The sequence below is a fragment of the Phycisphaerae bacterium genome, from assembly GCA_024102815.1.
Classification (GTDB): domain Bacteria; phylum Planctomycetota; class Phycisphaerae; order UBA1845; family UBA1845; genus JAGFJJ01.
On the sequence record JAGFJJ010000011.1, the window covers coordinates 95389 to 120389 of the forward strand.

At 63.1% G+C, this 25001-nt stretch carries 24 protein-coding genes; 10 read left to right on the forward strand and 14 right to left on the reverse strand.

Annotation, left to right across the window (positions count from 1 at the left end; genetic code table 11):
• Nucleotides 1-95: 95 nt before the first annotated feature.
• Nucleotides 96-305, forward strand: a complete 210-nt coding sequence (locus J5J06_03785; protein MCO6436189.1) for a hypothetical protein — start codon at nucleotides 96-98, stop codon at nucleotides 303-305.
• A gap of 135 nt (nucleotides 306-440) precedes the next feature.
• On the opposite strand, the gene J5J06_03790 is transcribed toward J5J06_03785, so the two are convergent.
• The 3 genes from J5J06_03790 to J5J06_03800 form a co-directional block, all read right to left on the reverse strand.
• Nucleotides 441-1304, reverse strand: a complete 864-nt coding sequence (locus J5J06_03790; protein MCO6436190.1) for a radical SAM protein — start codon at nucleotides 1302-1304, stop codon at nucleotides 441-443.
• 166 nt (nucleotides 1305-1470) lie between these two features.
• Nucleotides 1471-2502 carry a hypothetical protein gene (locus J5J06_03795; GenBank protein MCO6436191.1) on the reverse strand — a complete coding sequence of 344 codons (1032 nt, stop codon included), beginning with the start codon at nucleotides 2500-2502 and terminating at the stop codon, nucleotides 1471-1473.
• Nucleotides 2503-2633: 131 nt separating this feature from the next.
• A complete protein-coding gene (locus J5J06_03800) occupies nucleotides 2634-3161 on the reverse strand; it encodes a CAP domain-containing protein (protein MCO6436192.1) in 528 nt (175 codons plus the stop codon).
• A 211-nt stretch (nucleotides 3162-3372) separates the two neighbouring features.
• On the opposite strand from J5J06_03800, the gene J5J06_03805 reads away from it, so the two are divergent.
• Both J5J06_03805 and J5J06_03810 read left to right on the forward strand, forming a co-directional pair.
• Nucleotides 3373-4215: an ABC transporter substrate-binding protein gene (locus J5J06_03805; protein MCO6436193.1), complete on the forward strand. Its 843-nt coding sequence runs from the start codon at nucleotides 3373-3375 to the stop codon at nucleotides 4213-4215.
• Nucleotides 4216-4363: 148 nt separating this feature from the next.
• Nucleotides 4364-5443 (forward strand): hypothetical protein, encoded by a 1080-nt coding sequence (locus J5J06_03810; GenBank protein ID MCO6436194.1) that lies wholly within the window; start codon nucleotides 4364-4366, stop codon nucleotides 5441-5443.
• 173 nt (nucleotides 5444-5616) lie between these two features.
• On the opposite strand, the gene J5J06_03815 is transcribed toward J5J06_03810, so the two are convergent.
• The gene (locus J5J06_03815; GenBank protein MCO6436195.1) at nucleotides 5617-6096 is read right to left on the reverse strand and encodes a hypothetical protein; all 480 of its coding nucleotides are present in this window, start codon (nucleotides 6094-6096) and stop codon (nucleotides 5617-5619) included.
• 242 nt (nucleotides 6097-6338) lie between these two features.
• Between J5J06_03815 and J5J06_03820 the strand changes: the two genes are divergently transcribed.
• The 6 genes from J5J06_03820 (at nucleotide 6339) to J5J06_03845 (ending at nucleotide 12040) form a co-directional block, all read left to right on the forward strand.
• The gene (locus J5J06_03820; protein ID MCO6436196.1) at nucleotides 6339-6566 is read left to right on the forward strand and encodes an SEC-C domain-containing protein; all 228 of its coding nucleotides are present in this window, start codon (nucleotides 6339-6341) and stop codon (nucleotides 6564-6566) included.
• A gap of 117 nt (nucleotides 6567-6683) precedes the next feature.
• Nucleotides 6684-7532 carry an FKBP-type peptidyl-prolyl cis-trans isomerase gene (locus J5J06_03825; GenBank protein ID MCO6436197.1) on the forward strand — a complete coding sequence of 283 codons (849 nt, stop codon included), beginning with the start codon at nucleotides 6684-6686 and terminating at the stop codon, nucleotides 7530-7532.
• Between the two features lie 337 nt (nucleotides 7533-7869).
• Nucleotides 7870-9792 carry a propionyl-CoA synthetase gene (locus tag J5J06_03830; GenBank protein ID MCO6436198.1) on the forward strand — a complete coding sequence of 641 codons (1923 nt, stop codon included), beginning with the start codon at nucleotides 7870-7872 and terminating at the stop codon, nucleotides 9790-9792.
• 143 nt (nucleotides 9793-9935) lie between these two features.
• Complete coding sequence (gene kbl / locus J5J06_03835; GenBank protein ID MCO6436199.1) at nucleotides 9936-11177, forward strand: glycine C-acetyltransferase; 1242 nt, start codon at nucleotides 9936-9938, stop codon at nucleotides 11175-11177.
• 112 nt (nucleotides 11178-11289) lie between these two features.
• Complete coding sequence (locus J5J06_03840; protein ID MCO6436200.1) at nucleotides 11290-11670, forward strand: hypothetical protein; 381 nt, start codon at nucleotides 11290-11292, stop codon at nucleotides 11668-11670.
• Nucleotides 11671-11680: 10 nt separating this feature from the next.
• Entirely contained in the window at nucleotides 11681-12040 is a 360-nt protein-coding gene (locus J5J06_03845; protein MCO6436201.1) for a cupin domain-containing protein, read from the forward strand.
• Nucleotides 12041-12146: 106 nt separating this feature from the next.
• Here J5J06_03845 and J5J06_03850 read toward each other — a convergent pair whose 3' ends face one another.
• A complete protein-coding gene (locus J5J06_03850; protein MCO6436202.1) occupies nucleotides 12147-14723 on the reverse strand; it encodes a hypothetical protein in 2577 nt (858 codons plus the stop codon).
• Between the two features lie 219 nt (nucleotides 14724-14942).
• On the opposite strand from J5J06_03850, the gene J5J06_03855 reads away from it, so the two are divergent.
• The gene (locus tag J5J06_03855) at nucleotides 14943-15788 is read left to right on the forward strand and encodes a class I SAM-dependent methyltransferase (protein MCO6436203.1); all 846 of its coding nucleotides are present in this window, start codon (nucleotides 14943-14945) and stop codon (nucleotides 15786-15788) included.
• 101 nt (nucleotides 15789-15889) lie between these two features.
• Here the strand turns inward: J5J06_03855 and J5J06_03860 are convergent, their stop codons facing one another.
• The 9 genes from J5J06_03860 to J5J06_03900 all read right to left on the reverse strand — a co-directional run bounded on the left by J5J06_03860 (nucleotide 15890) and on the right by J5J06_03900 (nucleotide 24848).
• The gene (locus J5J06_03860) at nucleotides 15890-17131 is read right to left on the reverse strand and encodes an aminotransferase class I/II-fold pyridoxal phosphate-dependent enzyme (GenBank protein ID MCO6436204.1); all 1242 of its coding nucleotides are present in this window, start codon (nucleotides 17129-17131) and stop codon (nucleotides 15890-15892) included.
• Between the two features lie 142 nt (nucleotides 17132-17273).
• Complete coding sequence (aroF, locus tag J5J06_03865) at nucleotides 17274-18344, reverse strand: 3-deoxy-7-phosphoheptulonate synthase (GenBank protein MCO6436205.1); 1071 nt, start codon at nucleotides 18342-18344, stop codon at nucleotides 17274-17276.
• A complete protein-coding gene (trpA, locus tag J5J06_03870) occupies nucleotides 18332-19141 on the reverse strand; it encodes a tryptophan synthase subunit alpha (protein MCO6436206.1) in 810 nt (269 codons plus the stop codon). The genes aroF and trpA overlap by 13 nt, the downstream gene beginning before the upstream one ends.
• A complete protein-coding gene (gene trpB, locus J5J06_03875; GenBank protein ID MCO6436207.1) occupies nucleotides 19138-20385 on the reverse strand; it encodes a tryptophan synthase subunit beta in 1248 nt (415 codons plus the stop codon). Before trpB ends, trpA begins: the two co-directional genes overlap by 4 nt.
• Entirely contained in the window at nucleotides 20307-20891 is a 585-nt protein-coding gene (locus tag J5J06_03880) for a phosphoribosylanthranilate isomerase (GenBank protein MCO6436208.1), read from the reverse strand. The genes trpB and J5J06_03880 overlap by 79 nt, the downstream gene beginning before the upstream one ends.
• Nucleotides 20888-21658 (reverse strand): indole-3-glycerol-phosphate synthase, encoded by a 771-nt coding sequence (locus J5J06_03885; protein ID MCO6436209.1) that lies wholly within the window; start codon nucleotides 21656-21658, stop codon nucleotides 20888-20890. Before J5J06_03885 ends, J5J06_03880 begins: the two co-directional genes overlap by 4 nt.
• On the reverse strand, nucleotides 21655-22674 hold the full coding sequence (gene trpD / locus J5J06_03890) for an anthranilate phosphoribosyltransferase (GenBank protein ID MCO6436210.1): 1020 nt from the start codon (nucleotides 22672-22674) through the stop codon (nucleotides 21655-21657). The genes J5J06_03885 and trpD overlap by 4 nt, the downstream gene beginning before the upstream one ends.
• On the reverse strand, nucleotides 22664-23263 hold the full coding sequence (locus J5J06_03895; protein MCO6436211.1) for an aminodeoxychorismate/anthranilate synthase component II: 600 nt from the start codon (nucleotides 23261-23263) through the stop codon (nucleotides 22664-22666). Before J5J06_03895 ends, trpD begins: the two co-directional genes overlap by 11 nt.
• Nucleotides 23253-24848 carry a chorismate-binding protein gene (locus J5J06_03900; GenBank protein MCO6436212.1) on the reverse strand — a complete coding sequence of 532 codons (1596 nt, stop codon included), beginning with the start codon at nucleotides 24846-24848 and terminating at the stop codon, nucleotides 23253-23255. The genes J5J06_03895 and J5J06_03900 overlap by 11 nt, the downstream gene beginning before the upstream one ends.
• Between the last annotated feature and the right edge of the window lie 153 nt (nucleotides 24849-25001).

Consider the following 25001-nt stretch of genomic DNA (forward strand, 5'->3'; position numbering starts at 1 on the left):
AATTGGACGAAAAGAACTGCTTTGACTATATTGCTTCGCTCCCGCGGCGGCTGGCGTCGCGGTGATTTGCCTGAATGTGAGGTTCGAAAGCTCGAATGCCCAGACCGACCAAAGCCATTCGCCGAATCAAGCTTAACGCCGCCGAGGAATACAAGCGCGGGGACAAAAAGAAAGCCTACGAGCAATGGGAGAAGGCCGCCGCCCAGCGCAAGGAACACACCGACAAGAAGCGGAAGCGCGGGCAGTTTGCCCCCGGCGCCCAGGAATCCTCGGAAGGTGAATCCACCGGCGAAGCGGCTTCCTGAGTCTCCCCTTACCATCTTCCGGCGCACGCCGGAGTCCAAAGGGATACGTTCACGACGCGTCCTCGATCCCGGCCTTTGCCACAATGAAGTTGCGGCTCGCCATGCTTGAAGCATTCTGCTGTCGATGGTCAGGCGTTACGCGCCGTAATATCGCTCTACGGGCAGACGCGTTCGAGATGTCACCGTCTCCGCGATGGCGTCCACTTGTTCGTCCGAAAGTGCCGTGACGTACGACTCCGCCGGGCGGCGGGCCACGGTGTAGATTTGCACGAGGCTGATCCGCCCCCCTCCCGCAATGACCTCCAGAAGTCGATCGCAGAACGCGTCGAGCTCCGCGCGCGGCGGCGGCTCGCCATCCAACCGAAGGAACAGGGCCTGAATTACGACCGGTCGAACCCGGGCGGCCGCGCTAATCTGTTCGACCACATGCTTCAGCGGGTAGTTCGGCCGATTGACGACGCGATAGTATTCCTCCGTTCCCGCATCCAGCTTGGCCCAGATTTCGCCGTTGTTTTCGTCAAGAATGCGCAGCCCGCGTGCAACGCTCGGCCGCGTCAGATAGCAGGCGTCGGTAATCAGGATGATCTTTGCGTTTTCGAGACCGGCGGCAGACTTGCACTCCGCCGCGATCTGCACGCATTCCGCGAACAGCGGGCACGTCGTGGGCTCGCCGTCGCCCGAGAAAGCGATATCGTTGATGCGCTGCAAGTCTCCGGGAACCTCGGCAAACGCCGGATCTTGAAACAGTTCGCCGGATGTCGCCAGCCGCAGCATCTCCTTCAACTCCACCCGCAAGCGCTGGGGATCGACGTCGCGAACCCGCGGAACCACGGTGCGGTCCACCTGGCAGTAAATGCAGTCGAAGTTGCAGGCCGTGTCCGGATTGAGATTTACCCCGATACTCAGACCCCGGCTCCGCCGGGAGATGACCGGGTAGACGTAGTAATTGGCCCGCCAGTCGCGGGGATGATGCTGAAATTGGGGTAACGTCTGCGGCATGTCGAATCTACCGGTGAAGCTGCCTCCGGCCATTCGAGCGGGCCGTGGCTATACGTCGCGCCGCTGCTCCGACACATGCCGGAGTCCAGGTTGGCAGGCCGGGCTGAGTTCAACGCGGGCGCGTACATGACGCAAGCCAACGCTGGCGGGTCGCTCCAATCGGCCGCTATTCACTATAGTCAAGATAGCCGCGCTTGGCGCAATGGTCGAACAACTCATCGATGGTGCGGAAAACGGACGTGGCCGTTTCGGTGATGAATGGTGACGGGTCGGCCTTGGGTCGCCAGATGACGTAGACTTCCTTGGTCCCCTCGAAAGCGTGCTGAAGCTCGCGCTCCACTCCGGAGGAAATACCGGGGCGACCGCCGGGAAGCTCGGGAACATAGCTTACGATGATGTCCGACTGATCGATAAGCTTGAAATCGCGGGCGTAAATCTGGGCGTCAACGTCGCGGGCGATCTGGCTGACTTCTGAAGCGCGAAACACGACCGCCCTTCCGTTGGCCTTTACGGTGAAAGTCTCTTCGCCACGCTTGGTCGCTTCTCCCGCTTCGTAGAGCAACCGCTTTTCATCAACGTCTGCGGGATCGAACGTGATGAAATGCTCGGCCAACGCGGAGCGGAACGCATCAATCTCGGCGAGCACGTCGGGCATTTCCAGCACGTGCGTCATGGGGAACGACGGATAAACCCGCTTGCGCTGGGGCTCGAACATCAGCCGGTAGAGCGACTGCGCAGCGATTTCCTCATTCGGGCGAGAAAGTACAATTGACCGCCCAAATCCCCCGATGGACTCCGCCAGGGCCTCGGTTACGACAATCTCCTCCTCCCGCCAGACGAGAATGTCCTTGAGCGTGTGGGCAATTTCATGTTCGCGCGTGAGCCGCTCGTGGACGGCATCGACGTTGTCCACCATCGTGACATACAGGTCGGCGTCCAGATCGCGCATGTGGGGGTGATCGTACGCCAGGAACAATCCGTGCTTCCAGCGAAACGTGGCGTGCGTGTTGACGATCAGACTCCTGCCTGCGGCGGCGGCAGCGAGGATATCTTTGAAAACGCTGCGACGCAGGGTCTGCAAACGCTGGCGGGAAAGATCGAGAATGCGCGGCTGCACGACATCGGGCGCCTCCGCGTACATTCTCTCGCCGACGTTAAACAGGGCAATTTCCTTGCCCCGATCGGCGGCATATTTCACAACGCGTTCTAGAAAAGGTCTTTTGTCAAGTCCGACCTGCCCTGTCAAGACAGCTCGGACGCCCCGCCGACGGTCTCGTCCGGCGGATGTATCGGATATGGAGCGCTGAGGCATGTGCTCTCGTGAAACGGTTACTCGAGCGGCTCGCCGAATTCGAGCACCCAGTAGATGCCGTGCTGTCCGCCGTAGCGAACGGCGACCCCGACATCCTGCCACCGGTTGTCGAGGATGACATCGCGATGGGCGGGGCTTTCCATCCAGACGCGAACGACTTCGGCCGGCGTTCGCTGCCCGGCCGCGAGGTTCTCGCCCACGGAATAGAAGCGGTACTTGCCGGCGACCGCGCGATCGGCCGGACCGTGTCCCGTTACTGGATCATAGTGACCGAAGAAGCCCTCGTCGGCCATTCGACAAGCGTAAACATCGGCGACATCCGTCAGAACGGGATCGAAAACGACAGGGCTCTTTCCCGCCCCGGCCCGCTCCAGGTTGACCAATTGGAGGACCTGGTCGGCGAGGACGTCTTCATCCTCCGGCTCGACGCAGCGCGAGGCCGAAGTGTCCGGCTCGATGCCCGCCTGGTCCGGCGGGAAGCAGCCCGTAGCCGTCAGGAGCAGGAGACAGCCGAAAGCCCAGCGAATGGTTCCAGAGGTCAACACCAGTAGATCATCGTCCAGAAGGTCCAGTGACCGCCATATTGTAATCGGGTGAGCCGTCTCAAACAAGAAATGCCGGAGCCGATTTTGGGGCGTTCAGGCCCGTGTTCTTTACAATTCCGGGACGGTCCTCGACGATCCGCGTCGGGCCGTTCAATAGGCTCCGCCCACGTACGACCGATAACCCAGGGCGAATTGAAGAGCCAATTACATCATGAAGAAGCGAACTTTGACTCTCGGCCACAGTCCTGATCCCGACGACGCCTTCATGTTCTTCGGGCTCGCCAGGGAGCGCATCGACACCCGCGGGTGGTCGTTTGAGCACGTCCTCCAGGACATTCAGACGCTCAACGAGCGGGCCCGACGCGGGGAGCTGGATATCACCGCCATCAGCATTCACGCCTACCCCTATGTGGCCGACCGGTACGCCCTGACGGAGTGCGGATCGAGCATGGGCGACGGATACGGTCCGATGGTGGTGGCGCGAGAAGCGTGCAGCGTGGAGGAACTCCGCGGGCGGCGGATCGCCGTACCCGGTGAAATGACCACCGCCTTCCTGGCGCTGAACCTGCTGCTCGGCCGAGGGAGCTTCGAGCATGAAGTCATCATGTTCGATCGCATTCTCGAACATGTGGCTGCGGGGCGAGCGGACGCCGGATTGATCATCCACGAGGGGCAGTTGACCTACCAGCAACATCGGCTGGTCAAGATCGTGGACCTGGGAGAGTGGTGGAAGCAGTCCACCGGATTGCCGCTGCCGCTGGGCGGAAACTGCATCCGCCGTGATTTCGGCCTGGAAGCGATGCAGGAGGTCGCGGAGGTGCTGAAAGAGAGCATCCAGTACAGCCTGGACCATCGCGAAGAGGCGGTCAGGCACGCCTTGCAGTATGCGCGGGACATGGGAGTGGAACTGGCCGATCGCTTCGTGGGCATGTACGTCAATGAATGGACCATTGGCTACGGCGAGACGGGCCGGAAGTCGGTTCGGGAACTGCTCCGCCGCGGCGCCGAGGCGGGGATCGTTCCTGCCGTCGCAGACATTGACTTCATAGGCTAACAAGTCCCCCGGCGGCGCGTCGAACTTTGCGTCGCCCTTATAATCGACGCCATTCTCATTGTTCGGTTAGACTGGCGGTGGTGTCTGGCGCCGAGCGGGTAGCGTCGCACCCATCGGTCTGCCCTCCAAACGCCGAAGGAAGCTCGACATGCCGTCGGTGCGCTGTTCATGCGGGGCGAAGTTCCGGTTTGCGGAAGAGCACCGTGGTCGGCGCTCGAAGTGCAAGAAGTGCGGGGCGATTTTCGTTCTCGAAGAAGAAGAGACCGGCCCGATTCCGATTGCGGACGAGCCGGACCAACCTTATCGCGATCCGCAGTACGACGGTCCAAGTCTCGACGCGCTGAATCTGGACGGGCCGCGCATTGAGCAGCCGTCGGCCGCTGCGTTCCCCCGTGAAGAACCGTCTCCGCCGCTGGTGCCTCCGCCGACGCCGGCAAAGGGATATATCAACAACCTGACCTGGACGTTGCTGTTTTTCACGTCACCCACAAACCTGATCACGATGCTGGTAGTCTGGTTCATGCTTGGGGTCGTTCTCCCGCTTGTGAGCTTCGGCGGCATACTCGGGCTGATCGCCTTCATATTCATCATGGGGCTTTTTGCGGCATTTGAGTTCGAAGTCGTAAAGTCAGCCGCCGCGGGGGAGGACGGCCTGCCCACGCTGGCGTTCGAGGGAGACTTCGTGGGAGAGGTTTTCGCGCCGATTTTCAAGTGGCTGGCGAGTTGGGTCGCGATCATGCTCCCGGCCATAGGCTTCGTCCTGCTGAAGTTGTATCTCGGGGAACCCGTGGACGAGGATGCGACTGGTAAGCTGTTCTTCTCGGGGCTGGAACAATTGCCGTCCACATTCAAGGCGGAGCCGATTACGGCCAGCCTCATCCTGTTGGGCGTGTTCTTCTGGCCGATTGTCGTGCTGGCGGTCGCCGTAGAGGGAATTCGCGTGCTCTGGCGCGTGGACCTCATGGTGATCACGATTTTGCGATCGCCGGGCCCCTACCTGGTCACCGTCATCATCGTCGTCGTCTCCTTCATCGCGGCGCCTGCGCTGGCCCAAGGTATCGAGTCCGCAGCCGTGGCGACCGGGGCCACTCCCGGATTCGGGCAGCGGCTATTCAGCGGTGCGGTCATTCAACTTGTGGACCTTTATTTGACCCTGGTCGCATTGCAAGTCATCGGGTTGTACTTCCGCCATTACAAGCACCGCTTCGCTTTCGATTGGGGGCAGTAGGGAATGCGGAATGGTGAATGTGGAATGCTGAATTGAATGACCGCCGGCGGCGCGTGGTCGGTAATCGATTGCGCTTGGGAATCGAAGGTTCGCGCAGGCTGAAGCGAAGCGGCGTATGGAAATCGTGTCGTGGAAGCAAAGATGGTGCTACGGGAGACGCACCTTACAAAGAGTCAGCCGAAGAGGATGGTCGAGACGATAACCAGGAGGCCGCCGGCAATGCCCAGAACGGCGGGCACGGGATCGGCCTTGTTCTTGAGGCGCCGCCGGGCCCATTCGGGGATCTGGCGCACGCGCAATATCACGAGTCCGGTGCCGATTGCCGTGAGGGCCGCTACGAAGGCCACGATGTTCATCAGAAAAGATCCCGTGTTGTCGGTCCAACAGAAGGCCCCGATCAGTCGCGCGACGACGGCGACGGCCGCCGCCCGCCACGACACGGGAACAAGGGAGAGCGCATCGTCCACGTCGCGCATCTGACCCATGATGCGGTCGACCTCGCGGGACCACGCTTCATAGGAAAAGATGGAACCGCACTCCGGGCAGCGTCCGGGCGTGGAGCCCCGGAGGTCGTATCCGCAGGCAAGGCAGAACGGCTCGAGGTTCTGGAGCTTCTTCGCACCGGCCAATCGTTCTAGATAGCGCTTGTCCATGGGGCTACAAGTTTGTAACAAGATCGCGCGGCGCCACGTACCGGGTCATGATCTTTGGAGCAGCCGATCAAGTCCAGTAGCTTGAAAAGACGGCAAGTTGGGAGGATTCGACGTTCTTCCCAACGGAGGACGTCGGCGGGGTTCAGGGGAGCCGTCAGTGCAGACTTGGAAGCGCCTCCACCGTAGAATAGGCAAGCACTGGAGAGCCGATATTCATCGGAGTGTCGGACGGGTCGATCACAATGAGGGAGTCAGTCATGCCAGGTGGACATGGTCCGGGCGAGGATCGCTACTTCCGTAAGCAGGAAAAGGAGAAGGCGTACGCCAAGCAGCTCCCGGGAGAAGACGAGGAGCCGCTTCCGCCGCCGGTGGAGCCGATCAAGGCCGACGAGAAGCCCGATCGCAACGCCCCCTGCCCCTGCGGCAGCGGGAAGAAATACAAGAAATGCTGCGGGGCCGAGAAGGATTGATCGGTCGATCGGCCCGGCTGTCGACCCGAGGAAACAACCAAAACGACGGTCCCGAGCGATGGGACCGCCGTATCCGATTCCCGGCCCACAATTGAGGATCAGGATGGGAGACTGCGCGTGAGACGAGTGTGTTTTTTCCAGTTCTTGTTTGCGGCATCATTGATTTCAGCATCGCCCATGGCCCATGCGGAGGAGGAACCATTTCCTTTCGCGTCGAGCCTCAACGATCCGGTGCCGACGGATACGCAGGGGCGGGAATTCACAGAGCTTCCGTCCGGGCTGAAGTACATCGATTTGAAGGTCGGAGACGGGCGGTCGCCGACGGACGAATGCGCGGTAACGATCGGATACACGGGCTGGCTGGAGGACGGACGCGTTTTCGATTCCTCATCCCCGGGCCAGCCGTCGACGGTGGCCTTCAAGGGACTGATACCCGGGTGGCAGATGGCACTCGAGACCATGAAGGAGGGCGGCAAGCGGCAGGTGATTCTCCCACCGCATCTGGCCTACGGATCGCAGGGACGCAAGGAGGTGCCGCCAAACGCCACGGTGATGTTCGAGTTTGAACTGGTCAAGGTCACACCCTTCCCCAAGCTCAAGCCCGTTCCATCAGGGGTTGAAGAGCACCGGGCGGTCTTCGAGATCAAGTTCTGGGATATCGAGGTCGGCACGGGCCCCAGTCCTGTCGGAAATGAGCGCGTCGTCATGAAGTACACGATGTACGAGAAGGACGGGACCATTCTGGATACTTCCGTCAAGAAAGACATCCCTGTTACCGTATCGCTCGATCAACTCTTCCCCGGCTGGCGGGAAATGATGTACACGATGAAGGTGGGCGGAAAGCGACGTTTCGAGATTCCTCCGCCGCTGGCCGCGGGACGCGAGGGCGTCAAGGACTGGATTCCGCCGAACACAACGCTGGTCGTAGACGTGGAGCTGTTGGGCATCGAGCCGGAATTGCCGTAGCTACGGGCATATATCCCCTATCGCCGGTCGCCGGCCGCGAGCCTGAACGCACGACAGGGTTCACGGGCCGGCATTGCGGCTCCCGATCCATCCGGAGCCCATTTCGCTGAATTGGTACCGAATTTGCTGGAAGAGACGGGTGCGCCAGTTCGGCGCGCGCGTCGAGCCGCCGTGTGCCCGGCGCATGAGCCGAATCTCGCGCGCCGGGGTGATGGCCTGCGCGCCAGAGAGCCCGACATCGGAATCGGCCGTATCGCTTGGAGCCTGCGGTCCGCCGCATCGGATCACGACCGGCAGGAGGCGGGATTCTCCCGGACGGACCATCTCGGAGACCATGATGAGCCACGGTGACTATGAGCGGGCATACCGTCGGTCGATTGAACAGCCCGCGGCATTCTGGACGGATGCCGCTCAGGCCATCCACTGGGATCGGAAGTGGGAGCATGTCCTCGACAGCAGCGGCAAACCGTTCTACCGCTGGTTTGCGGGCGGCATGCTGAATACGTGCTACAACGCGCTGGATCGGCACGTGGAGGCCGGACGGGCGGATCAGCCCGCACTCATCCACGACAGCCCCGTGACGGATTCCGTGCGGCGGATGACGTATCGCGAGCTGCGCGACGAGGTGGCGCTATTCGCCGGAGCGCTGCGAGGCCAAGGGGTCGAGAAGGGTGACCGCGTCGTCATCTACATGCCCATGGTGCCCGAGGCGGTCATTGCCATGCTGGCCTGCGCACGGATCGGCGCCATCCACTCCGTGGTATTCGGCGGATTCGCTTCGAAGGAGCTGGCGACGCGCATCGACGATGCCAAGCCAAAGCTGATCGTGTCGGCGTCGTGCGGCATCGAAGGCAAGCGCGTGATCGAATACAAGCCGCTGCTGGATCGGGCCATCGACCTGGCCCGCTTCAAGCCGGCGCGCTGCATCATCCTGCTACGTCCGCAAGCACGGGCGGAACTGTTCGCCGGGCGCGATGTCGAATGGAAGTCGGCGACTTCGTCCGCCTCGCCGGCGCCTTGCGTGCCGGTTGAAGCCACCGATCCGCTCTACATCCTGTACACGTCCGGCACAACGGGGATTCCCAAGGGCGTGGTCCGAGACAACGGCGGGCACGCCGTGGCCCTGCGCTGGAGCATGGAGAACATCTACGGCGTGAAACCGGGCGAGGTGTACTGGGCGGCGTCGGACATCGGATGGGTCGTAGGCCATTCGTACATCATCTATGCCCCGCTGCTGACGGGATGCACGACGATTCTCTACGAGGGTAAGCCCGTGGGAACGCCCGATCCCGGCGCGTTCTGGCGGGTGATCCGCGACCACAAGGTGAATGTGCTGTTCACGGCACCGACGGCCTTCCGGGCGATCAAGCGGGAGGACCCGCAGGGCACGTACATTGGCAAGTATGACATCTCCTCGTTGCGATACTTGTTCCTGGCCGGGGAGCGCTGCGATCCGGATACCCTGAACTGGGCGCAGGAGCGGCTGGGTGTGCCCGTGGTGGACCACTGGTGGCAGACGGAAACCGGTTGGGCGATCGCGTCCAACTGCGTTGGTCTGGAGCTGCTGCCGATCAAGCCGGGCTCGCCGACCAAGGCCGTTCCGGGTTACGACGTCCGAATCGTAGACGAATCGGGAAACGCCGTCTCCGACGGAAAAATCGGGAACATCGTGGTCAGACTCCCCCTTCCGCCGGGGTGCCTGGCAACCCTCTGGAACAACGACGCCGGTTACGAGTCCTCCTACCTCCGCAGTTACCCCGGGTATTACATGACATCCGATGCGGGATTCCGCGATGAGCAGGGGTACCTGTACATCATGAGCCGCACCGACGACATCATCAACGTCGCCGGTCACCGCCTCTCCACAGGCGGAATGGAAGAAGTGCTCGCGGCGCATCCTGACGTGGCGGAATGTGCCGTTGTCGGCGTGGCCGACGAACTCAAGGGCGAGGTCCCGGTCGGTTTCGTCGTGCTCAAGGCGGGTGTTCGGCGCAAGTCGGCGGAGATCGAAAAGGAACTCGTATCCCTGATCCGCGAGAAAATCGGACCGGTCGCATCCTTCAAGACGGCCATGGTCGTGCAGCGCCTGCCCAAAACGCGCTCGGGGAAAATCCTTCGCGGGACGATCAAGCACATCGCGGAGGGGTCGGAGTACAAGGTTCCGGCGACGATCGACGACCCGGTGATTCTCGACGAGATCACGGTGGCGCTGCAGGGCGCGGGGTATCCGCACGCAAAGAAGCCCGCGGGCGTGGGCTAGCGCGTCGCAAAAGGCCCTGCCCAGGAGCAGGGGCACACCGAAGGATGCGGCGCTCGTTTGATCACACCCGCAATGCGCCGGATAATCCGCGCCGTCCGTGAATCCGCGTTTCCTTCTACTCTTGCCGACGGGGAGTTGCACCCATGTTCACGAAAATGAAAGATGATCTCCAACGCGAGCTGGCCGCGATCCGCGAGGCCGGTCTGTACAAGGAGGAGCGGCTGATTCTCACGCCGCAGGCGGCCGACATCCGCGTGCGCTATCCGGAGTCGGCTCCGCCCAAGGATGTCATCAACTTCTGCGCCAACAACTACCTGGGGCTCTCCTCACACCCTAAGGTCATCGAGGCGGCGCGAAAGGCGCTGGACACGCACGGCTTCGGGCTCTCCAGCGTGCGCTTCATCTGCGGTACGCAGGATATCCACAAGCAACTCGAACAGAAGATCAGCAAGTTCCTCGGCACCGAAGATACCATCCTCTTCGCGGCCTGCTTCGACGCCAACGGCGGGCTCTTTGAGCCGCTGCTCGGAGCCGACGACGCCATCATCACCGATCAACTCAACCACGCATCGATCATCGACGGCATCCGCCTGTGCAAGGCCAAGCGGCACATCTACAAGAACAACGACATGGCCGAACTGGAAGCGCGGCTCGTCGAGACCAAAGCCGCCCGCTACCGCATGATCGCCACCGACGGAGCGTTCAGCATGGACGGGACCGTCGCGCAGGTGGACAAGATCTGCGACCTGGCGGAGAAGTACGACGCACTGGTCATGGTGGATGACTGCCACTGCACGGGTTTCATGGGTCGCACCGGACGGGGGTCGGCCGAGCACTGCGGGGCGATGGGCCGGGTCGATGTCATCACCTCGACACTCGGCAAGGCGCTGGGCGGCGCGAGCGGCGGGTTCACCAGCGGGCGGAGGGAGATCATCGAATTGCTGAGGCAGCGGTCGCGGCCGTACCTCTTCAGCAATACGGTTTCGCCGGTGGTGATCGGGGCAAGCATCGCGGTAATCGACCTGCTGAGCGAATCGACGCAGCTTCGCGACAAGCTGGAAGCGAACACAAAGCGCTTCCGCAAGGGCATGACCGAGGCCGGGTTCGACATCAAGCCCGGCGAACATCCCATCGTGCCCATCATGCTGTACAACGCCAAGCTCGCCCAGAACGTGGCCCGCGACCTCTACGCCGAGGGCATCTACGTCATCGGCTTCTTCTATCCCGTCGTGGGCAAGGGTCTGGCGCGGATTCGCGTGCAACTTTCGGCCGGGCATGAGTTCCGGCACATCGACCGGGCGATCGAGGCGTTCGCCAAAGTGGGAAAGAAGTACGGTATTCTGGGGATGAAGAAGGAGGAGATTGTGGCGAAGTATGGGGAGTAGAATCCGGGGCGGAGGCGCGCGGGATCCAGAATTCTGTTGTTTCAGATTCTGCGGGTCAGTATTCTGGGCTGATTCGCCTGCGTGGTGTGTCCCCTTGGAAGTGAGTCTGCCCATGCTCCACCTCAGTGGCAAGTCCGTCCTCGGTTTCATCGTTGTTTTCGGGATCGTCATCTGGGCGAAGTTCTCCCAGCAGGCGGACATGAACAAGCAGATGCTCTCGCAGATGCAGTCGGTCATCTCGCAACTGGACTCCTACTCGGGTGATCCGGAGTTTTTCGACAACGTGCTCAGGAGCGAGCACGACAAGGCCTTCGCCGCGGATTGTGACCTGGGCGGCCGATACCGCGGGCCAAGCTGCAACGAGCAGAAATACATCACGGATGTTCTGGCCGGCATGCGCAACGCCTGTCAGCGGGCCAGGAAGGACGCGGCCGTGCTGGAGTTCAAGGCACTCGAGCAGGTGATGCTGGAAGAATCGTCCTCATCATCGTGATCCCGTCGCCATGAACAAGTTGAATCTCAGCGAGGTCTTCGACCGCATCACTGAGCCCTGGCGGCCGCGGGTCGTCTGCGAGCTCAACGGGCAGCAGGTGCGGGCGGCCAAGATGCTCGGAGCGTTCGACTGGCATCATCACGACAACGAGGACGAACTCTTCCTGGTCGTACGCGGGCGGTTCCGCATGGAGTTTCGCGACCGGCAGGTGTGGGTGGAAGAGGGAGAGATGATCGTCGTCCGGCGTGGGACGGAGCACCGGCCGGTGGCGGAGGAGGAAGCCTGCGTGCTGCTATTCGAGCCGGGCACGACGGTCAACACGGGGAATGTACGAAGCGAACGGACGGTGCTGAAGCCGGATCCGATTTGAGGGCCCCGCTGCACAGAATCAGTAATCGCTTGCGGAGAACAAGGCGGGGCGGATCGCACGCATGCGACCCGCCCCAGCTTCGTTTTCAAGTAACCTCAGCCGCCGATCACGGATCGATCAGATAGAACCGCGTGATCGTCAGGAAGACGCCCGGTGGAACGACCACGCGGAACGTGCTCACCGAGAAGTCCAGGTCGAACAGTGCATCCACGGTTTCCGGTGATCCCGTCGTCGCGAGGTTGTTGGGAATCGACACCAGGGCGACGATGTCGAGCACCTGGCCGTCGGCGTCGAGTGCCTCCACCAGAACAGGATTGCTCTCACTGACGCCTTCGGCATAAAGCGGCTCGATACGCAGGCCGCCGATGAGCCCCGGCTCGCCCGCGTTCAGCGCAAGCCCCTGAGCCTCGACCAGCAGGACGCCGTTCTGAATACCGATGTGGTCGGGGTCCTGCCCGCGCTGGTACTGGGCCCCGTCCATGGGAACGAACTCGATGGGCAGCGTGCCGAGCATGGTCTCGTTGTCATCGGCGAAGACCGGACCTTCGGTCGGTCCGGGCTGGATGGGTCCGGGCGTCGTCGGCAGGAAGGTAAACGAGAAGCAGAAGAGGGTGACGGGAATATCCCCGCCGTCCGCGCCAATCATGCCGTCGTTCTGAGTCGGCGTCCCTGCGGTGCCGGCCGTGGCCCCGGTACCGGCGACGCCGGGTGTAGCGGAGGCACCGCCCCCCGGACCACCCCCGCCAGGATTGCCCAAGCCGCTGTCGCCCCCATCTCCACCGCTGCCGCCGTTGGCGGTGGCATTTCCACCGTTGCCGGCCATGGCGCCGCCAGTGCCGGAATTGGAGGCGTTTCCGCCCTCGCCGCCTGTTGCGGTAACGGGCGCTCCGATACCGCCCTCTCCGCCGTCGCCGAATTTGCAGTCACCGCCGTCTCCGCCGTTACCTCCGTTGGCCGTGGCGTTGCCGCCGGCGCCACCGGTCACAAGACCGGTTGTGATCGCCAGTCCGGTGACATTAACGGAAGCGTCACCGCCCGCGCCGCCCTGGGCCGTGGCCGCGCCGCCCGCGCCGCCGTCGCAGCATGGCAATCCGTTGCCGCCGTCGCAGGCGGTTGCATCGGCGTTTCCTCCGGCACCGCCGGAGAGCGGGCCAATGGCGATGTTGGTCGGCGTGTTGACGTTGCCGCGAACGAGGAGTCGTTTCCGGTTGTCGGACCCGTTGCCTCCGTTGGCGCTCGCTCCATCGCCCATGCCGCCGGGGCATCCGACCGCACCGGCGGGTCCGGCGTTAACGGTTGCATTTCCGCCCGCCCCACCGCTGCCGGGATTGATTACCAGCATGCCGGTGCTGAGATCGATGCCACCGGAAGCCGTCATGCGGAAATTCCCAGCCTTGCCGCCATCACCACCGGTCGCCGATGCGCAGACCGCCGTGGCATTGCCGCCGGCGCCGCCGTCGGTCAGGTTAAGCGTCACGATTCCGCGGATGTTAATACTGCCGCCGTTGTTGCGAATGTTGAGGCGCATGCCGTTTCGGCCGTTGCGACCGGAGGCCGACATGCCTGCGTCGTCACTGTTGTCCGAATCCCGTCCGGCAGGAGCCGGCGGGCCGTTCACCGTCCAGCCGTTGAGATTCACGTCACGCGGACCGTTGAAACGGGCGATGATGACGGGCTTGTCGCCGGGGATCGGGGCCGCGCCGGGCGGAGGCCAAGTCCCGCGGATGTTCACCGGCGGCAGCATGGCCTGCTGTGTGACGGAATTTCCGCCGTCGAGCACGGCCTTGGGCGCCTGGAATGCGGAGTTATCCGGCGGCAGGGGAACCAGCGTATCCAGGTCGTCACCGGCAACATCCTCGACTTCGTCGAAGAGCTCACCCGGGGTCATGGTCAGGACATCTTCGTCGTCGGTAATGACGATGCTTCCGTTGCTTTCCAGCACGGCCGACTCGTCGATATTCACGTCTCCTTCGCCGACGATGAGCACGATGCCGATGGGCTGCTGGTCGAATGGCGTATCGTCATCGAGTTCATCGATACTGCTGTCAACAGCGCGCATGGTTCCGGTTACGGTGAGATCGCCCATGGCCCGCAGGGTGACCAGGCCTTGGCGCGAGAAAACGAGTCCTTCAATTCGCGCCTCTCCGGTCACCGTGATCTCAGCATTGTTCTCGACGAGCACGACATCCGCCGCACCGACGGTAAGCGTTTCCATCATTTCGTCGGCGCTGATGGTCATGGTCGGTGTGAGCGGTGCCACGGTGAGGTTGACGTCGGCTTCGTTGCTGTCGGATGTGCCGTCGCTCGCCTGGAAGGAGAAGGCGTCGTCGCCGGTGTATCCGCTGACGGGTTGATAACGGACGACCGCGGACCCCCCGGGTAATTCGTAGGGAACCTCCTCGATACCTGCTCCATCGGAGTCGGTGAGCGTGCCGTGCGTGGGGAGGCTCGTGACCGTGTACGACAACGTGTCGCCGGGGTCGTCATCTCCGGCGTCGAGCGTGATGGATGCGGCGAAGCCCTCCTGCACGGTGGTGTCCACGTCGCGGGCCACAGGGGCGCGATTGCCTCCGGGCATTGCGGGCGGGCAGCCTCCGGCCAGCAGCGTCAGTACGACAAGCGGCGTGAGCGCCAGACGTGCCGGGGGCAAAGCGCGCGGCGCCAGCGAATGATCATGTGACATTGGCGGTTCTCCTGGAGAAATCACAATTCTGTCAGGGGGACCGGCCCGATTCCTGCCCCCGCATGGGGGGTGTATCGTCAATCCCAGCAGACATTCTCCACCCATGCCGGATTCCGACCTCAGTTGCCAGCATCAGGAGCCGCGATTTGCCAGACTGTGGGGGACGATCTAGGCTTTTGAATACGAGGATGAATCAGCGATTCGCAATGGGAAGACGCCATGCCTCTCAACCCGTCCACCGCCCTTTCCCGCAGAACCGCGCTGCAGATGTCCGAACCCGGCAGCGCCGGGTCCGTGCTGCATATCAGCGAAAGGGAACTCCGCAGAATCGCCCGTGAACGCGGGCCGCGCGGGAGTGCGGCGTGGATCTGGGCGAAGCGCGCGGCATCCGAGCATCTCCTGCGCCTCATCAGGCACATCGACTTTCGGGAGTCGAAGAATACGGAGGCGACAGCCGAGTACGCCGCCATGGACGCCGAAGATCTTGCCGCCATCAACAGGCTGCAATCGTGGGCGAACTGGCGGACCATCCCCCGAAACCTCAGCGGCCGGCTACCCAACCGACCTGTAAGAGTCGTCGATCTTTGCTGCGGCGTGGGGGAATCGACGGCGGTGCTGGCTTGGTACACGCGGCCGGGCTCGACCGTTCTGGGTTTGGAATTGCAACCGGCTTTCGTGGAGCAGGCGCGAGCCGGCACATACATTCACTCAGACGGGCGGCGAGCAGGTGTTGCGTTCCGTGTGCAAAGCGTGCTCGAAACGTTCCGCGACGAGGACGGTGCCACGCTCGAAACGGGCAGTGTCGATCTGGTCCACGCCATCGGAGCGATCGGGCGGCACTTTACCGAGTCGGAATCGGCTGTCATCGCCGACGAGACCGCTCGCGTACTTCGGGAGGGAGGACTGGCCATCCTGGATTGCGGGCCGGACGGAACCTCGGGCAAAGCCCTGTGGAGACTTTTCCGTGACCGGAGATTTGAATATCTCGGGAGAGCAAGGAGCCACCCACTGGAACGGGCCTGGCAGCTCGCCTTTAGGAAAGGCCGCGTTCGCGACGGGTCCTGAGCGGACAGGAAGCCGATACCGAGGCGGCGGAAAATCCTGTTCCAAGGCCGCAAGACCGCGCGGATAGAACAGCGCGGCTCGCCGGGCACGAGAAAATCGTACTAAAGCGCCATCGTCGACTTCGGACGAGGCGATTTCGTTCGCGCTTCCGCCGGGGCGCTGACGGGCGCGTCGGCCATTGCGGCGTGCAGGGCCTGTTCGAGGTCGGCGATGATCTCATCGGCGTTCTCAATCCCGACGGATATGCGAACCAGACCGTCGGAAATATGTCCCCGACGGCGGGCTTCGCGCCCCATGGACGCGTGCGTCATGCTCGCGGGATGCTCGATCAGCGTCTCGACACCGCCAAGACTGACGGCCAGCGTGCAAAGCTTGACGGCATTCATCATTCGCCGACCGGCTTCCAGACCTCCCTTGAGCTCGAAGCTGATGACCGCCCCTCCGCCGGAACTCTGGCGACGTGACACCTCGAACTGCGGGTGCGATTCCAGCCAGGGATAACGGACCCATTCGATGGCGACGTGCTTCTGAAGATACTGCACGACCTTGACGGCATTTTCACAATGGCGCTGCATGCGCACGGCCAGCGTCTTGATGCCACGATGGACGAGGAAAGACTCGAATGGCGGAAGTACACCGCCGAGCCCGTTGAGTACGCCCCGGAACTGACGGTAGCGTTCTTCATCGCGCACGACAATGATGCCGCCAACGACGTCCGCATGCCCGTTAAGGAACTTGGTCATGCTGTGGAGGACAACGTCCACGCCGTAACCGAACGGCTGCTGGAGGATGGGGCTGAGGAAGGTATTGTCCACGACGACGAGTGCGCCGGACGCATGGGCGATGTCCGCGATGGCGGCCAGGTCGCTGACCACCAACGTGGGGTTTCCGGGCGTCTCGACGTAGACGACTTTCGTTTTCGGACGTATGGCATTCTGAACGGCGCCGGTGTCCGAGGTGTCGACGAAGGTCGATTCGATGCCGAAGCGGCTGAGGAAGCTCTCGATCAGCGTGCAGGTCGGACCGTAGACGGCGTCGCTGCACACGACATGGTCGCCTGCAGAAAGGAGCGCGGCGAGCGTGGTGTGAATCGCTGCCATGCCACTGGCACAGGCCAGGGCCTTGTGTCCGCCTTCCAGTGCCGCAACGCAGTTTTCCAGCGCCTCGACCGTAGGATTGCCCATTCTCGAATAGATGTACCCCCGGCCCTTTCCGCTGAACAAGGCGGCGCCGTGATCGGCATCCTCGAAGGCAAAGGTGGACGTAGCATAGATCGGCGGGACGACGGGGAGATGGTCATACTGCCCGATACCGGCGTGTACCGCGCGCGTTTCCTGCGACATTCCGTCCGCCTGCATGATCGATCCTTGATTGGGTGTCTGTACCTGGCACGAAGGTGCGTTAATGGGATCATAGCGCGCTGCGGGCGCACGGACCCCTCACCGCGGGAATACGTTGCAAAACGCGTTCCATTTGAGGCGAGAACTAGGCACAAGACGCCCAGGCCGTGGGAGGGATTCTCAGATCCGGGGGTTCGCTTACCCCAGGTTCGGCCTCCATCGAAGCCCGAACGGCCTGGATGCGCTTCAAGAGGCGGGGAAACTCCGATAATGGCACCGCCTGAGCTCCATCAGACCAGGCCAGGGCCGGGTCTTCGTGAACCTCGACGATCAGGCCGCTCGCTCCGCAGGCCACGGCCGCCAAGCTCAGCGGCTCGACCATGTAACTGGTACCGGCTGCGTGGCTGGGATCGACCAGCACGGGCAGGTGACTCATCCGGCGGATGGCGGGCACGGCCGCCAGATCGAGGGTAAACCGGGAGTGGTCGCAGAAACTGCGAATGCCGCGCTCGCAGAGGATCACGCGGTAGTTGCCGGCGGACATGATGTACTCGGCGGCCATGAAGAGTTCGTCCAGCGTAGCGGCCAGGCCGCGCTTGAGCAGAACGGGCTTGTCGAGTCGCCCGACGAGCTTGAGCAGTGACGTGTTGTGCATGTTGCGGGCGCCGATCTGGACGATGTCCGCCACAGCAGCCATGCTCTCCAGGGAATCCGCGTCCAGCGCTTCGGTGACGATCCGCATGCCGAATCGATCACGGACTTCGGCGAGAATGCGCAGTCCCTCCTCGCCGAGCCCCTGGAAGGCGTAGGGACTCGTGCGCGGCTTATAGGCACCGGCACGGAAGAAACGTACGCCCAAGGTCGCAAGTCGCTCCGCAATCCTTAGCGTGGTCTCCGGCGATTCGACGGAGCATGGACCGGCGATCACGCTCAGAGCCTCCCCACCGATTGCGTCATCGCCCAAAGTGATGACCGTATCCTCCTGGCGGAATTCGCGCGAGACCAGCTTGTATGGCTTGGACACGCGAATGAACTCGCGGATGCCGGGCAGCCCGGCGAGTCCGTCGGTCTCCACCGGGCCGCGATTGCCCGTGATGCACACGGCGGTGCGCTGCGCTCCGGGCATGGGATGAGGTTCGTATCCCATGGTTCGAATGGCCGCGCAGACACGTTCGATCTGGGCATCGGTGGCGTTCTTCTCCATCACGACGAGCATGACAACGGACTCCTGTCACTTACAAAAGAACGGACGAATTCACGAACGGTGGCGTCCATCGCCTCAGGGTCGCCGTGGTGATGCTCAATACGCGCCACCAGGGCACTTCCCACGATCACGCCGTCGGCTCCGGCGTTGGCCAGGCCATGTGCCTGCGCAGGGCTGCTCACGCCGAAACCCACGACGAGCGGCTTTGCCGTGATTGCGCGGAGTTCACTCACGCGTCGGGCAGTGGCATCGTCCAGCCTGGCGCGGGCGCCGGTGGTACCGAAGTGACTCACGACGTAGGTAAACGCCGTGGAGCGATCGATGAGCTTTGCGGCGCGGTCCAGAGGCGTGTTTGGCGCGACGAGTTGGACGATGCCGACGCGCTGCGCCGCGAGGATCTGCTCAAATTCGGCCGACTCTTCCAGAGGCAGGTCGGCAACGACAACGGCGTCCACGCCGCAATCCGCGAGGCGTTGAGCAAAGCGCTCGAGCCCCTGGCGCGCGGCCAGGTTGAAATAGATGAGCAGCCCGATCGGCAGATCGGCACTCGCGCGAAGTCGTTCGATCAGTCGCAGGCAGGCATCGACATCGGCACCGGCGTTGCGGGCTCGCGTCGCGGCGCGCTGAATCGTCGGCCCGTCGGCGATCGGATCGGAGAACGGAATCCCCAGCTCCAGCGCATCGGCGCCTGCGTCGACGGCGGCACGAATCAGCCGCTCGGAGGCAGGCAGATCGGGGTCGCCGAGCACGAGAAACGGAATGAACGCCCCGTCCCGCTGTGAGGAAAAGCGTCTTACAAAACGATTCACGCAGCACCTCCCCGCTCGAGCACCGTTGCCAGATCCTTGTCGCCACGCCCGGAGAGGTTGACGATCACTACCGCGTCGGGGGGCATTGCGTCCGCTTCGCGCATCGCCAGGGCAATGGCATGTGCGGATTCCAATGCTGGGAGGATGCCTTCCTGTTGAGCCAGCAGGTGAAACGCCGCGATCGCTTCGTCGTCACTCACGGGCTGATAAATCACGCGTCCCATGTCGCGAAGATGGGCGTGCTCAGGCCCGACACCAGGGTAGTCGAGCCCTGCCGAAATCGAGTGCGTCTCGGCAATCTGGCCGTCGGCGTCCTGGAGAAACGACGAACTCATTCCATGAAAGACCCCGGCGGCACCCGCTCCCAGTGTCGCGGCATGCCGCCCGGTTTCGATCCCCTCCCCGGCCGCTTCAGCTCCGAAGAGATTCACCTCGTCTTCCAGGAATGCGGCAAACATGCCGATGGCGTTGCTTCCCCCGCCCACGCAGGCGAACACGGCGTCCGGTAGCCGTCCTTCGGCATGAAGGATTTGCTCGCGCGTCTCATCGCCGATGATCCGCTGGAATTGGCGCACGATACTAGGGAAAGGATGCGGTCCGGCGGCGGTTCCGAAGAGATAGTACGTGTCGTCCGCGTGTGTAATCCAGTCGCGCATGGCTTCGTTAATAGCATCTTTGAGTGTTGCGGCACCGCTGCTGACGGCGTGAACCTTCGCCCCGAATAGCTTCATGCGCTGCACGTTGGGCTGCTGGCGCTCGACGTCCACGGCTCCCATGTAGACTTCCACGGGGATGCCGAGAAGCGCCCCGGCCATGGCCGTCGCCACGCCGTGCTGGCCCGCGCCGGTCTCCGCAATAATTCGGCTCTTATCCAGCCGCCGGGCGAGCAGGGCCTGTCCAAGCGTGTTGTTGGTCTTGTGCGCTCCACCGTGCAGGAGGTCCTCGCGCTTGAGGTAGAGCTTCCGTCCGAGGCTCTCCGAGATACGCCGCGCAAGATACAGCGGCGTGGGCCGCCCGGCGTAGTGCGTCAGCAACGCGTCGAGCTCAGCCAGAAATGCCGGGTCGTGCATCGCATCCTCAAACCCGCGCTCGATTTCCACGAGTGGCGCAATGAGCGTTTCCGGCACGAATCTTCCTCCGTACGGCCCGTATCTCGCTTGAAGAATCACGACTGCATCTCCTCGAACAACGCTCTGAGTTTGGCGGCGTCCTTGATTCCGGCTGATTTCTCCACGCGGCTGCATACATCAACGGCATAGGGTCGCAGGGCGGCCGCGGCACGAACGTTGTCGGGCCCGATGCCGCCAGCCAGGATGACGTTGTCCAGCCGCCGCGGCAGGATCGACCAATCGAACGATTCTCCAGTTCCTCCCAGGGTTCCGTTGCGGTAAGCGTCGAGCAGAATGTAGTCTGCGTTCCGATCCTGCACGGCACGCAAGGTGCGCCGATCACGAACCCGCACGGCACGAATCAGGGTTGTGCCGCCGGAAGACTGTCGAACCGGGCGATAGATCTGGGCGGCGTGAAGGTTGACGTCACGGACGATGGCGCGAATCTCGCGCACGTCTTGCTCGACGAAAACACCGACCGCCCGGGCGCGCGTCAGGCCGGCCACAATCCGACGGGCCCGCTTCGCGGTGACAGCCCGCGGCGATCGGCGGGCGAAGATCAACCCGATAAAATGGGCGCCCAACTCTTCGGCGAGCATCGCGTCGTCTTCACAGGTGATTCCGCAGATCTTGACCCTCACGCCGCAGGCTCCGCAGATGTCTGTGTTCGGCGGATGAACTGCGCGGGATTCGGACTGCGCATCAGCGCCGTTCCGATGAGCACGCCGTTGACGCGATCCGGCAGATCTTGCACCTGCTTGGGATCCGTGAATCCTGACTCCGCCACGAGGACGACGTCGTCGGGCACGAGGTGGAGCATGCGTTCCGTGGCTCTCGGATCAATTCGCATCGTACGCAGGTCGCGGTGGTTGACGCCCACCATCCGCGCTCCGATGTCCAGCGCGACGGCCAGCTCTCTTTCGTCGTGAACTTCCACGAGAGCGCTCATGCCCGTCCGCAAGATTGCTGTATGCAGTTGCGCCAGCTCTTGAAGCTTGAGCGCCGCCACGATCAGCAGACATGCGTCGGCACCGATCCGCCGGGACTCGGCCACCTGCCGCTCATCCACGATAAAATCCTTGCGGAGCACAGGAAGCGACACCGCATTACGAGCCTCCTTCAGATGCTCAACCTCCCCGCCAAAGTACGCGCGATCCGTCAGCACGGAAATGGCCGCAGCCCCGCCCTCCTCGTATCGCAGTGCCAACTCGGAGGGCTTGTAGGATACACACAATGTTCCGGCGGAGGGCGAGCGCGGCTTGAGCTCGGCGATGACAGCCCGACATCGTCCACGCAGCGCCGCCAGAAAATCGCGCCCCGGCGGCGAATTCGCATTTGCATTCAACGCCGGAAGGTTCGCGACCTCGCGCCGCTTCGATGCGACAATTTCATCGAGAATAGAACTCATGCGCCCGCCCTCCGCAGCTGATGCAACTTGGCCAGCGCCGCGCCGCTGCGGAGCGAAACACGAGCCTGCTCCAGGGCGGCACAAAGTGTCAACTCCCCGTCACTGGAAGCCAGAATAGCAGCGGCGGCGTTGAGGAGAACGATATCGCGGCGAGCATCCACGACCTCCCCCGCCAGGATGCCCCGCGTTACCCGCGCATTTTCCGCAGCATCGCCGCCGGCCAGCTCCTCCGCGCGGCAGCGCCGCAGCCCGACCGACTCGGGCTCCAGCGCCCCGCGCTTGATCTCCCCGCAATCCAGCCTCGCGAAAGTCGTCGTACCGGTAAGGGTCATTTCGTCCAGACCGTCGCCATGGAAGACCATCGCCCGCTCAACGCCCAACTCCCTCAGCGCATGCGCCATGGGCTCCACCAGCTCCGCGCGGAACACGCCCATCGCCTGCCGCCGCACGAATCCGGGATTCACCAGCGGCCCGAGCAGGTTGAACACCGTCTTGTGCCCGCGAGCGGACAAGCGCCGCCGGGCTTCCATCACGGCCGCCATTGCCGGATGAAACGCGGGCGCGGGGAGGAACACGACTCCCACTTCCCGCAGCAACCGCGACGCGGCATCGGCGTCCGTCGGGCCGGCGATCCCCAACGCCTTCAGGCAATCCGCGCTGCCGCAGCGGCTCGATACCGCCCGGTTGCCGTGCTTGACCACCGGAACGCCCGCACCGGCCACGACGAACGCGGCGGTCGTGGAGATGTTGAACGTGCCGCTGCGATCGCCGCCCGTGCCGCACAGATCGACGGCGTTTCGCGGAACCTCCGGAAGGCGAACGCATCGCTTGCGCAGCATCCGGGCCATGGATGCCAGTTCCCCGGCCTCCGGAATTCGACCGTTAAGCCTCTCCAGAAGCGCGACCTGATCCTCGACCGATGCGTCGACGTGCATCACGAGACGCAGCACGGCGAGGGCTTCCCCACTTCGGATGGCGGAAGTTGCCACGCGAGTATTCGTCGGGCTAAGCGGCATGGCGCACCTCCAACTCGTTGAGCAGATTGTGAATGAGTCGCGGACCGGAGGGCGTCAGCACGCTCTCCGGATGGAACTGCACCCCCCACACGGGCCGATGCCGGTGGCGGACAGCCATGACCTGCTCGCCATACGTCGCATCGACAACGAGCGAAGACGGAACAGAGTGTGCAATCAGCGAGTGATAGCGTCCGACCTGAATTGGATTCTCGACGCCCTGAAACAGTCCCGATTGACTGTGCTGGATCAGCGCGGGCTTGCCGTGCATGATTTCGCTGGCCGTCCCCACACGACCACCGAAATGATGAACGATGCATTGGTGTCCGAGGCACACGCCGAAAATGGGGACCACGCCGGCGAACTCCGCGAGCAGTGCGAGGCACAGCGTCGCGTCCTCGGGCGTCCCTGGGCCCGGCGAAAGAAGGAGCAGGTTCGGCGCCTGACGGCGGATCGTCGCCACCGCTTCGTGCTCCGGCCAGTTGCGACGAAAAACGTCGACCGTGCATCCGCAGCAGCGGAATTGATCCGCGAGGATATGCACGAACGAATCGTCGTTGTCGATTGCCAGCACGTATGGTTCAGCCGCCATGACTCGCCTCCTTCAACGCCTTGATGCAGGCGTCCAACTTCCGCTCCGTCTCCAGCCATTCGTTTTGCGCAATGCTGTCGGCCACGATTCCCGCCCCGGCCCGAAGGTACACGTGTCCGTCGAGCACGCGCATGGCGCGGATGATGATGGCCGTTTCGAGTTCTCCCGAAATGGAAAGGAAGCCCACGGCGCCCCCGAAGAAACCTCTTGCCGAGGATTCCAGCTCGGCAATGAGGCGCATGGCCTGCGGCTTGGGCGCTCCTGTGAGCGTGCCCATGTTCATCGTGGACACGTAGGCATCGAGCGCGTCGAACTCGTCGCGCAGTTCGCCGCGAATGCGCGAGACGAGATGCTGCACGTGCGAGTACTTCTCGATTTCGAGCGCCGCTTCGACCCGCGTGGTCCCCGGACGGCAGACGCTGGCAACGTCATTGCGGGCGAGGTCCACGAGCATGGTGTGTTCGGCCAGCTCTTTCGTGTCGATCTTGAGGGCAATCTCCAGCCGCGAATCGAGTTCGGGATCAATCGAACCGTCACGCAGGCCGCGCGGTCGCGTCCCGGCGATGGGGCGGAGCTCGACCGTACGTTTCTCACCGTCACCCGCGACCCGTACGGCCAGCTCCGGCGAAGCGCCGAGCAGTACGCCGAACTCGTCCCGGACATAAAACATGAACGGCGAGGGGTTGCATTCCTTGAGGGCGCGATAGACGGGAAACGCGTCGCCCTCGAAGGGAGCGGACAGCATCCGCCCGACCACAGCTTGAAACACGTCGCCCCTGGCGATCGATGCCTTTACCTCTTCGACCATGGCGACAAAGCGCTCATGAGAAGTATCCGAAGTGAATTCGCCGAGTGTCGCGGCCCCCGTCGGGCACTGGCTCTCGGTTCGGGCGGATTCGAGCGGACTCTCCAAACCCTGCCCCTCGACGACCGGCACCGCTTCGCCGTCACCGCCTGCGACGCTCGCATGCGTCGTCGTTTTGCGAAGGTGGTCCACAATGAAGAACCGCGATGGCAAGAAGAAAACGTAGTCCGGCTCGCTGAGGGGATCACTTGCCGCGGGGGGAATGTCCTCAAGGTGACGCACGAAGTCGTACGCAAACACCCCGAAGAGACCATACGGCAAATCTGCCGGTGGGCCCTGCTCGACCCCGGGCAGGAAGGCCCGCAGAACGTCGACGTGGAGGCACGACCGCAGGCGCTCTTCGAAAGAGGCAGGGCGGGAGACGCTCTCCGGGAGCTGGAATGTCAGGCTTGTATCACACTCGTCCACCAGCACCAGCGAACGGGGCAAACGAGCCTTCACACGGACGAGCAACTGTCGGCCCATGTTCTCGAGCGCCGCGATTTCCACCATATTGCCCCGCCCGCAAACCATGAGCGCAGAGCGGATCACGCCGATGGAACGATCCGCGTAACGCGGTCCTTGCTCACCCGATTCGAGCAGCACACAACCGGGCTGCGTTCCACCGTTGGTCAGCCGCGCGAACAGTGTGGCCGCATCCGCGCAGCCGGGAGCCGTCTGCACGGCCAGTTCGACGGCGAAATCTCTTGCCGTTCTCGCAGGCGTCGTGTGTTGGAGCACTTCAAACATCCGCTTGGCCCTCACAAAAAAAGCCCGCCAAATCGGGCGGGCCTTGGTTCGCTGATCCTCACAAACGCGCTCAGCGCGGAGGCGGCCCACCGGGATCCGCGTACCACCACCAACCACACGTAAAGCCCGTCCGGCGCGGAGAAC

Coding starts and splice junctions, on each gene's coding strand:
- J5J06_03785 (MCO6436189.1), top strand. CDS start 96: ATGCCCAGACCGACCAAAGCCATTCGCCGAATCAAGCTTAACGCCGCC.
- J5J06_03790 (MCO6436190.1), bottom strand. CDS start 1,304: ATGCCGCAGACGTTACCCCAATTTCAGCATCATCCCCGCGACTGGCGG.
- J5J06_03805 (MCO6436193.1), top strand. CDS start 3,373: ATGAAGAAGCGAACTTTGACTCTCGGCCACAGTCCTGATCCCGACGAC.
- J5J06_03810 (MCO6436194.1), top strand. CDS start 4,364: ATGCCGTCGGTGCGCTGTTCATGCGGGGCGAAGTTCCGGTTTGCGGAA.
- J5J06_03815 (MCO6436195.1), bottom strand. CDS start 6,096: ATGGACAAGCGCTATCTAGAACGATTGGCCGGTGCGAAGAAGCTCCAG.
- J5J06_03820 (MCO6436196.1), top strand. CDS start 6,339: ATGAGGGAGTCAGTCATGCCAGGTGGACATGGTCCGGGCGAGGATCGC.
- J5J06_03830 (MCO6436198.1), top strand. CDS start 7,870: ATGAGCCACGGTGACTATGAGCGGGCATACCGTCGGTCGATTGAACAG.
- kbl (MCO6436199.1), top strand. CDS start 9,936: ATGTTCACGAAAATGAAAGATGATCTCCAACGCGAGCTGGCCGCGATC.
- J5J06_03840 (MCO6436200.1), top strand. CDS start 11,290: ATGCTCCACCTCAGTGGCAAGTCCGTCCTCGGTTTCATCGTTGTTTTC.
- J5J06_03845 (MCO6436201.1), top strand. CDS start 11,681: ATGAACAAGTTGAATCTCAGCGAGGTCTTCGACCGCATCACTGAGCCC.
- J5J06_03850 (MCO6436202.1), bottom strand. CDS start 14,723: ATGTCACATGATCATTCGCTGGCGCCGCGCGCTTTGCCCCCGGCACGT.
- J5J06_03855 (MCO6436203.1), top strand. CDS start 14,943: ATGCCTCTCAACCCGTCCACCGCCCTTTCCCGCAGAACCGCGCTGCAG.
- J5J06_03860 (MCO6436204.1), bottom strand. CDS start 17,131: ATGTCGCAGGAAACGCGCGCGGTACACGCCGGTATCGGGCAGTATGAC.
- aroF (MCO6436205.1), bottom strand. CDS start 18,344: ATGCTCGTCGTGATGGAGAAGAACGCCACCGATGCCCAGATCGAACGT.
- trpB (MCO6436207.1), bottom strand. CDS start 20,385: ATGCAGCCGCGTGGAGAAATCAGCCGGAATCAAGGACGCCGCCAAACT.
- J5J06_03885 (MCO6436209.1), bottom strand. CDS start 21,658: ATGAGTTCTATTCTCGATGAAATTGTCGCATCGAAGCGGCGCGAGGTC.
- trpD (MCO6436210.1), bottom strand. CDS start 22,674: ATGCCGCTTAGCCCGACGAATACTCGCGTGGCAACTTCCGCCATCCGA.
- J5J06_03895 (MCO6436211.1), bottom strand. CDS start 23,263: ATGGCGGCTGAACCATACGTGCTGGCAATCGACAACGACGATTCGTTC.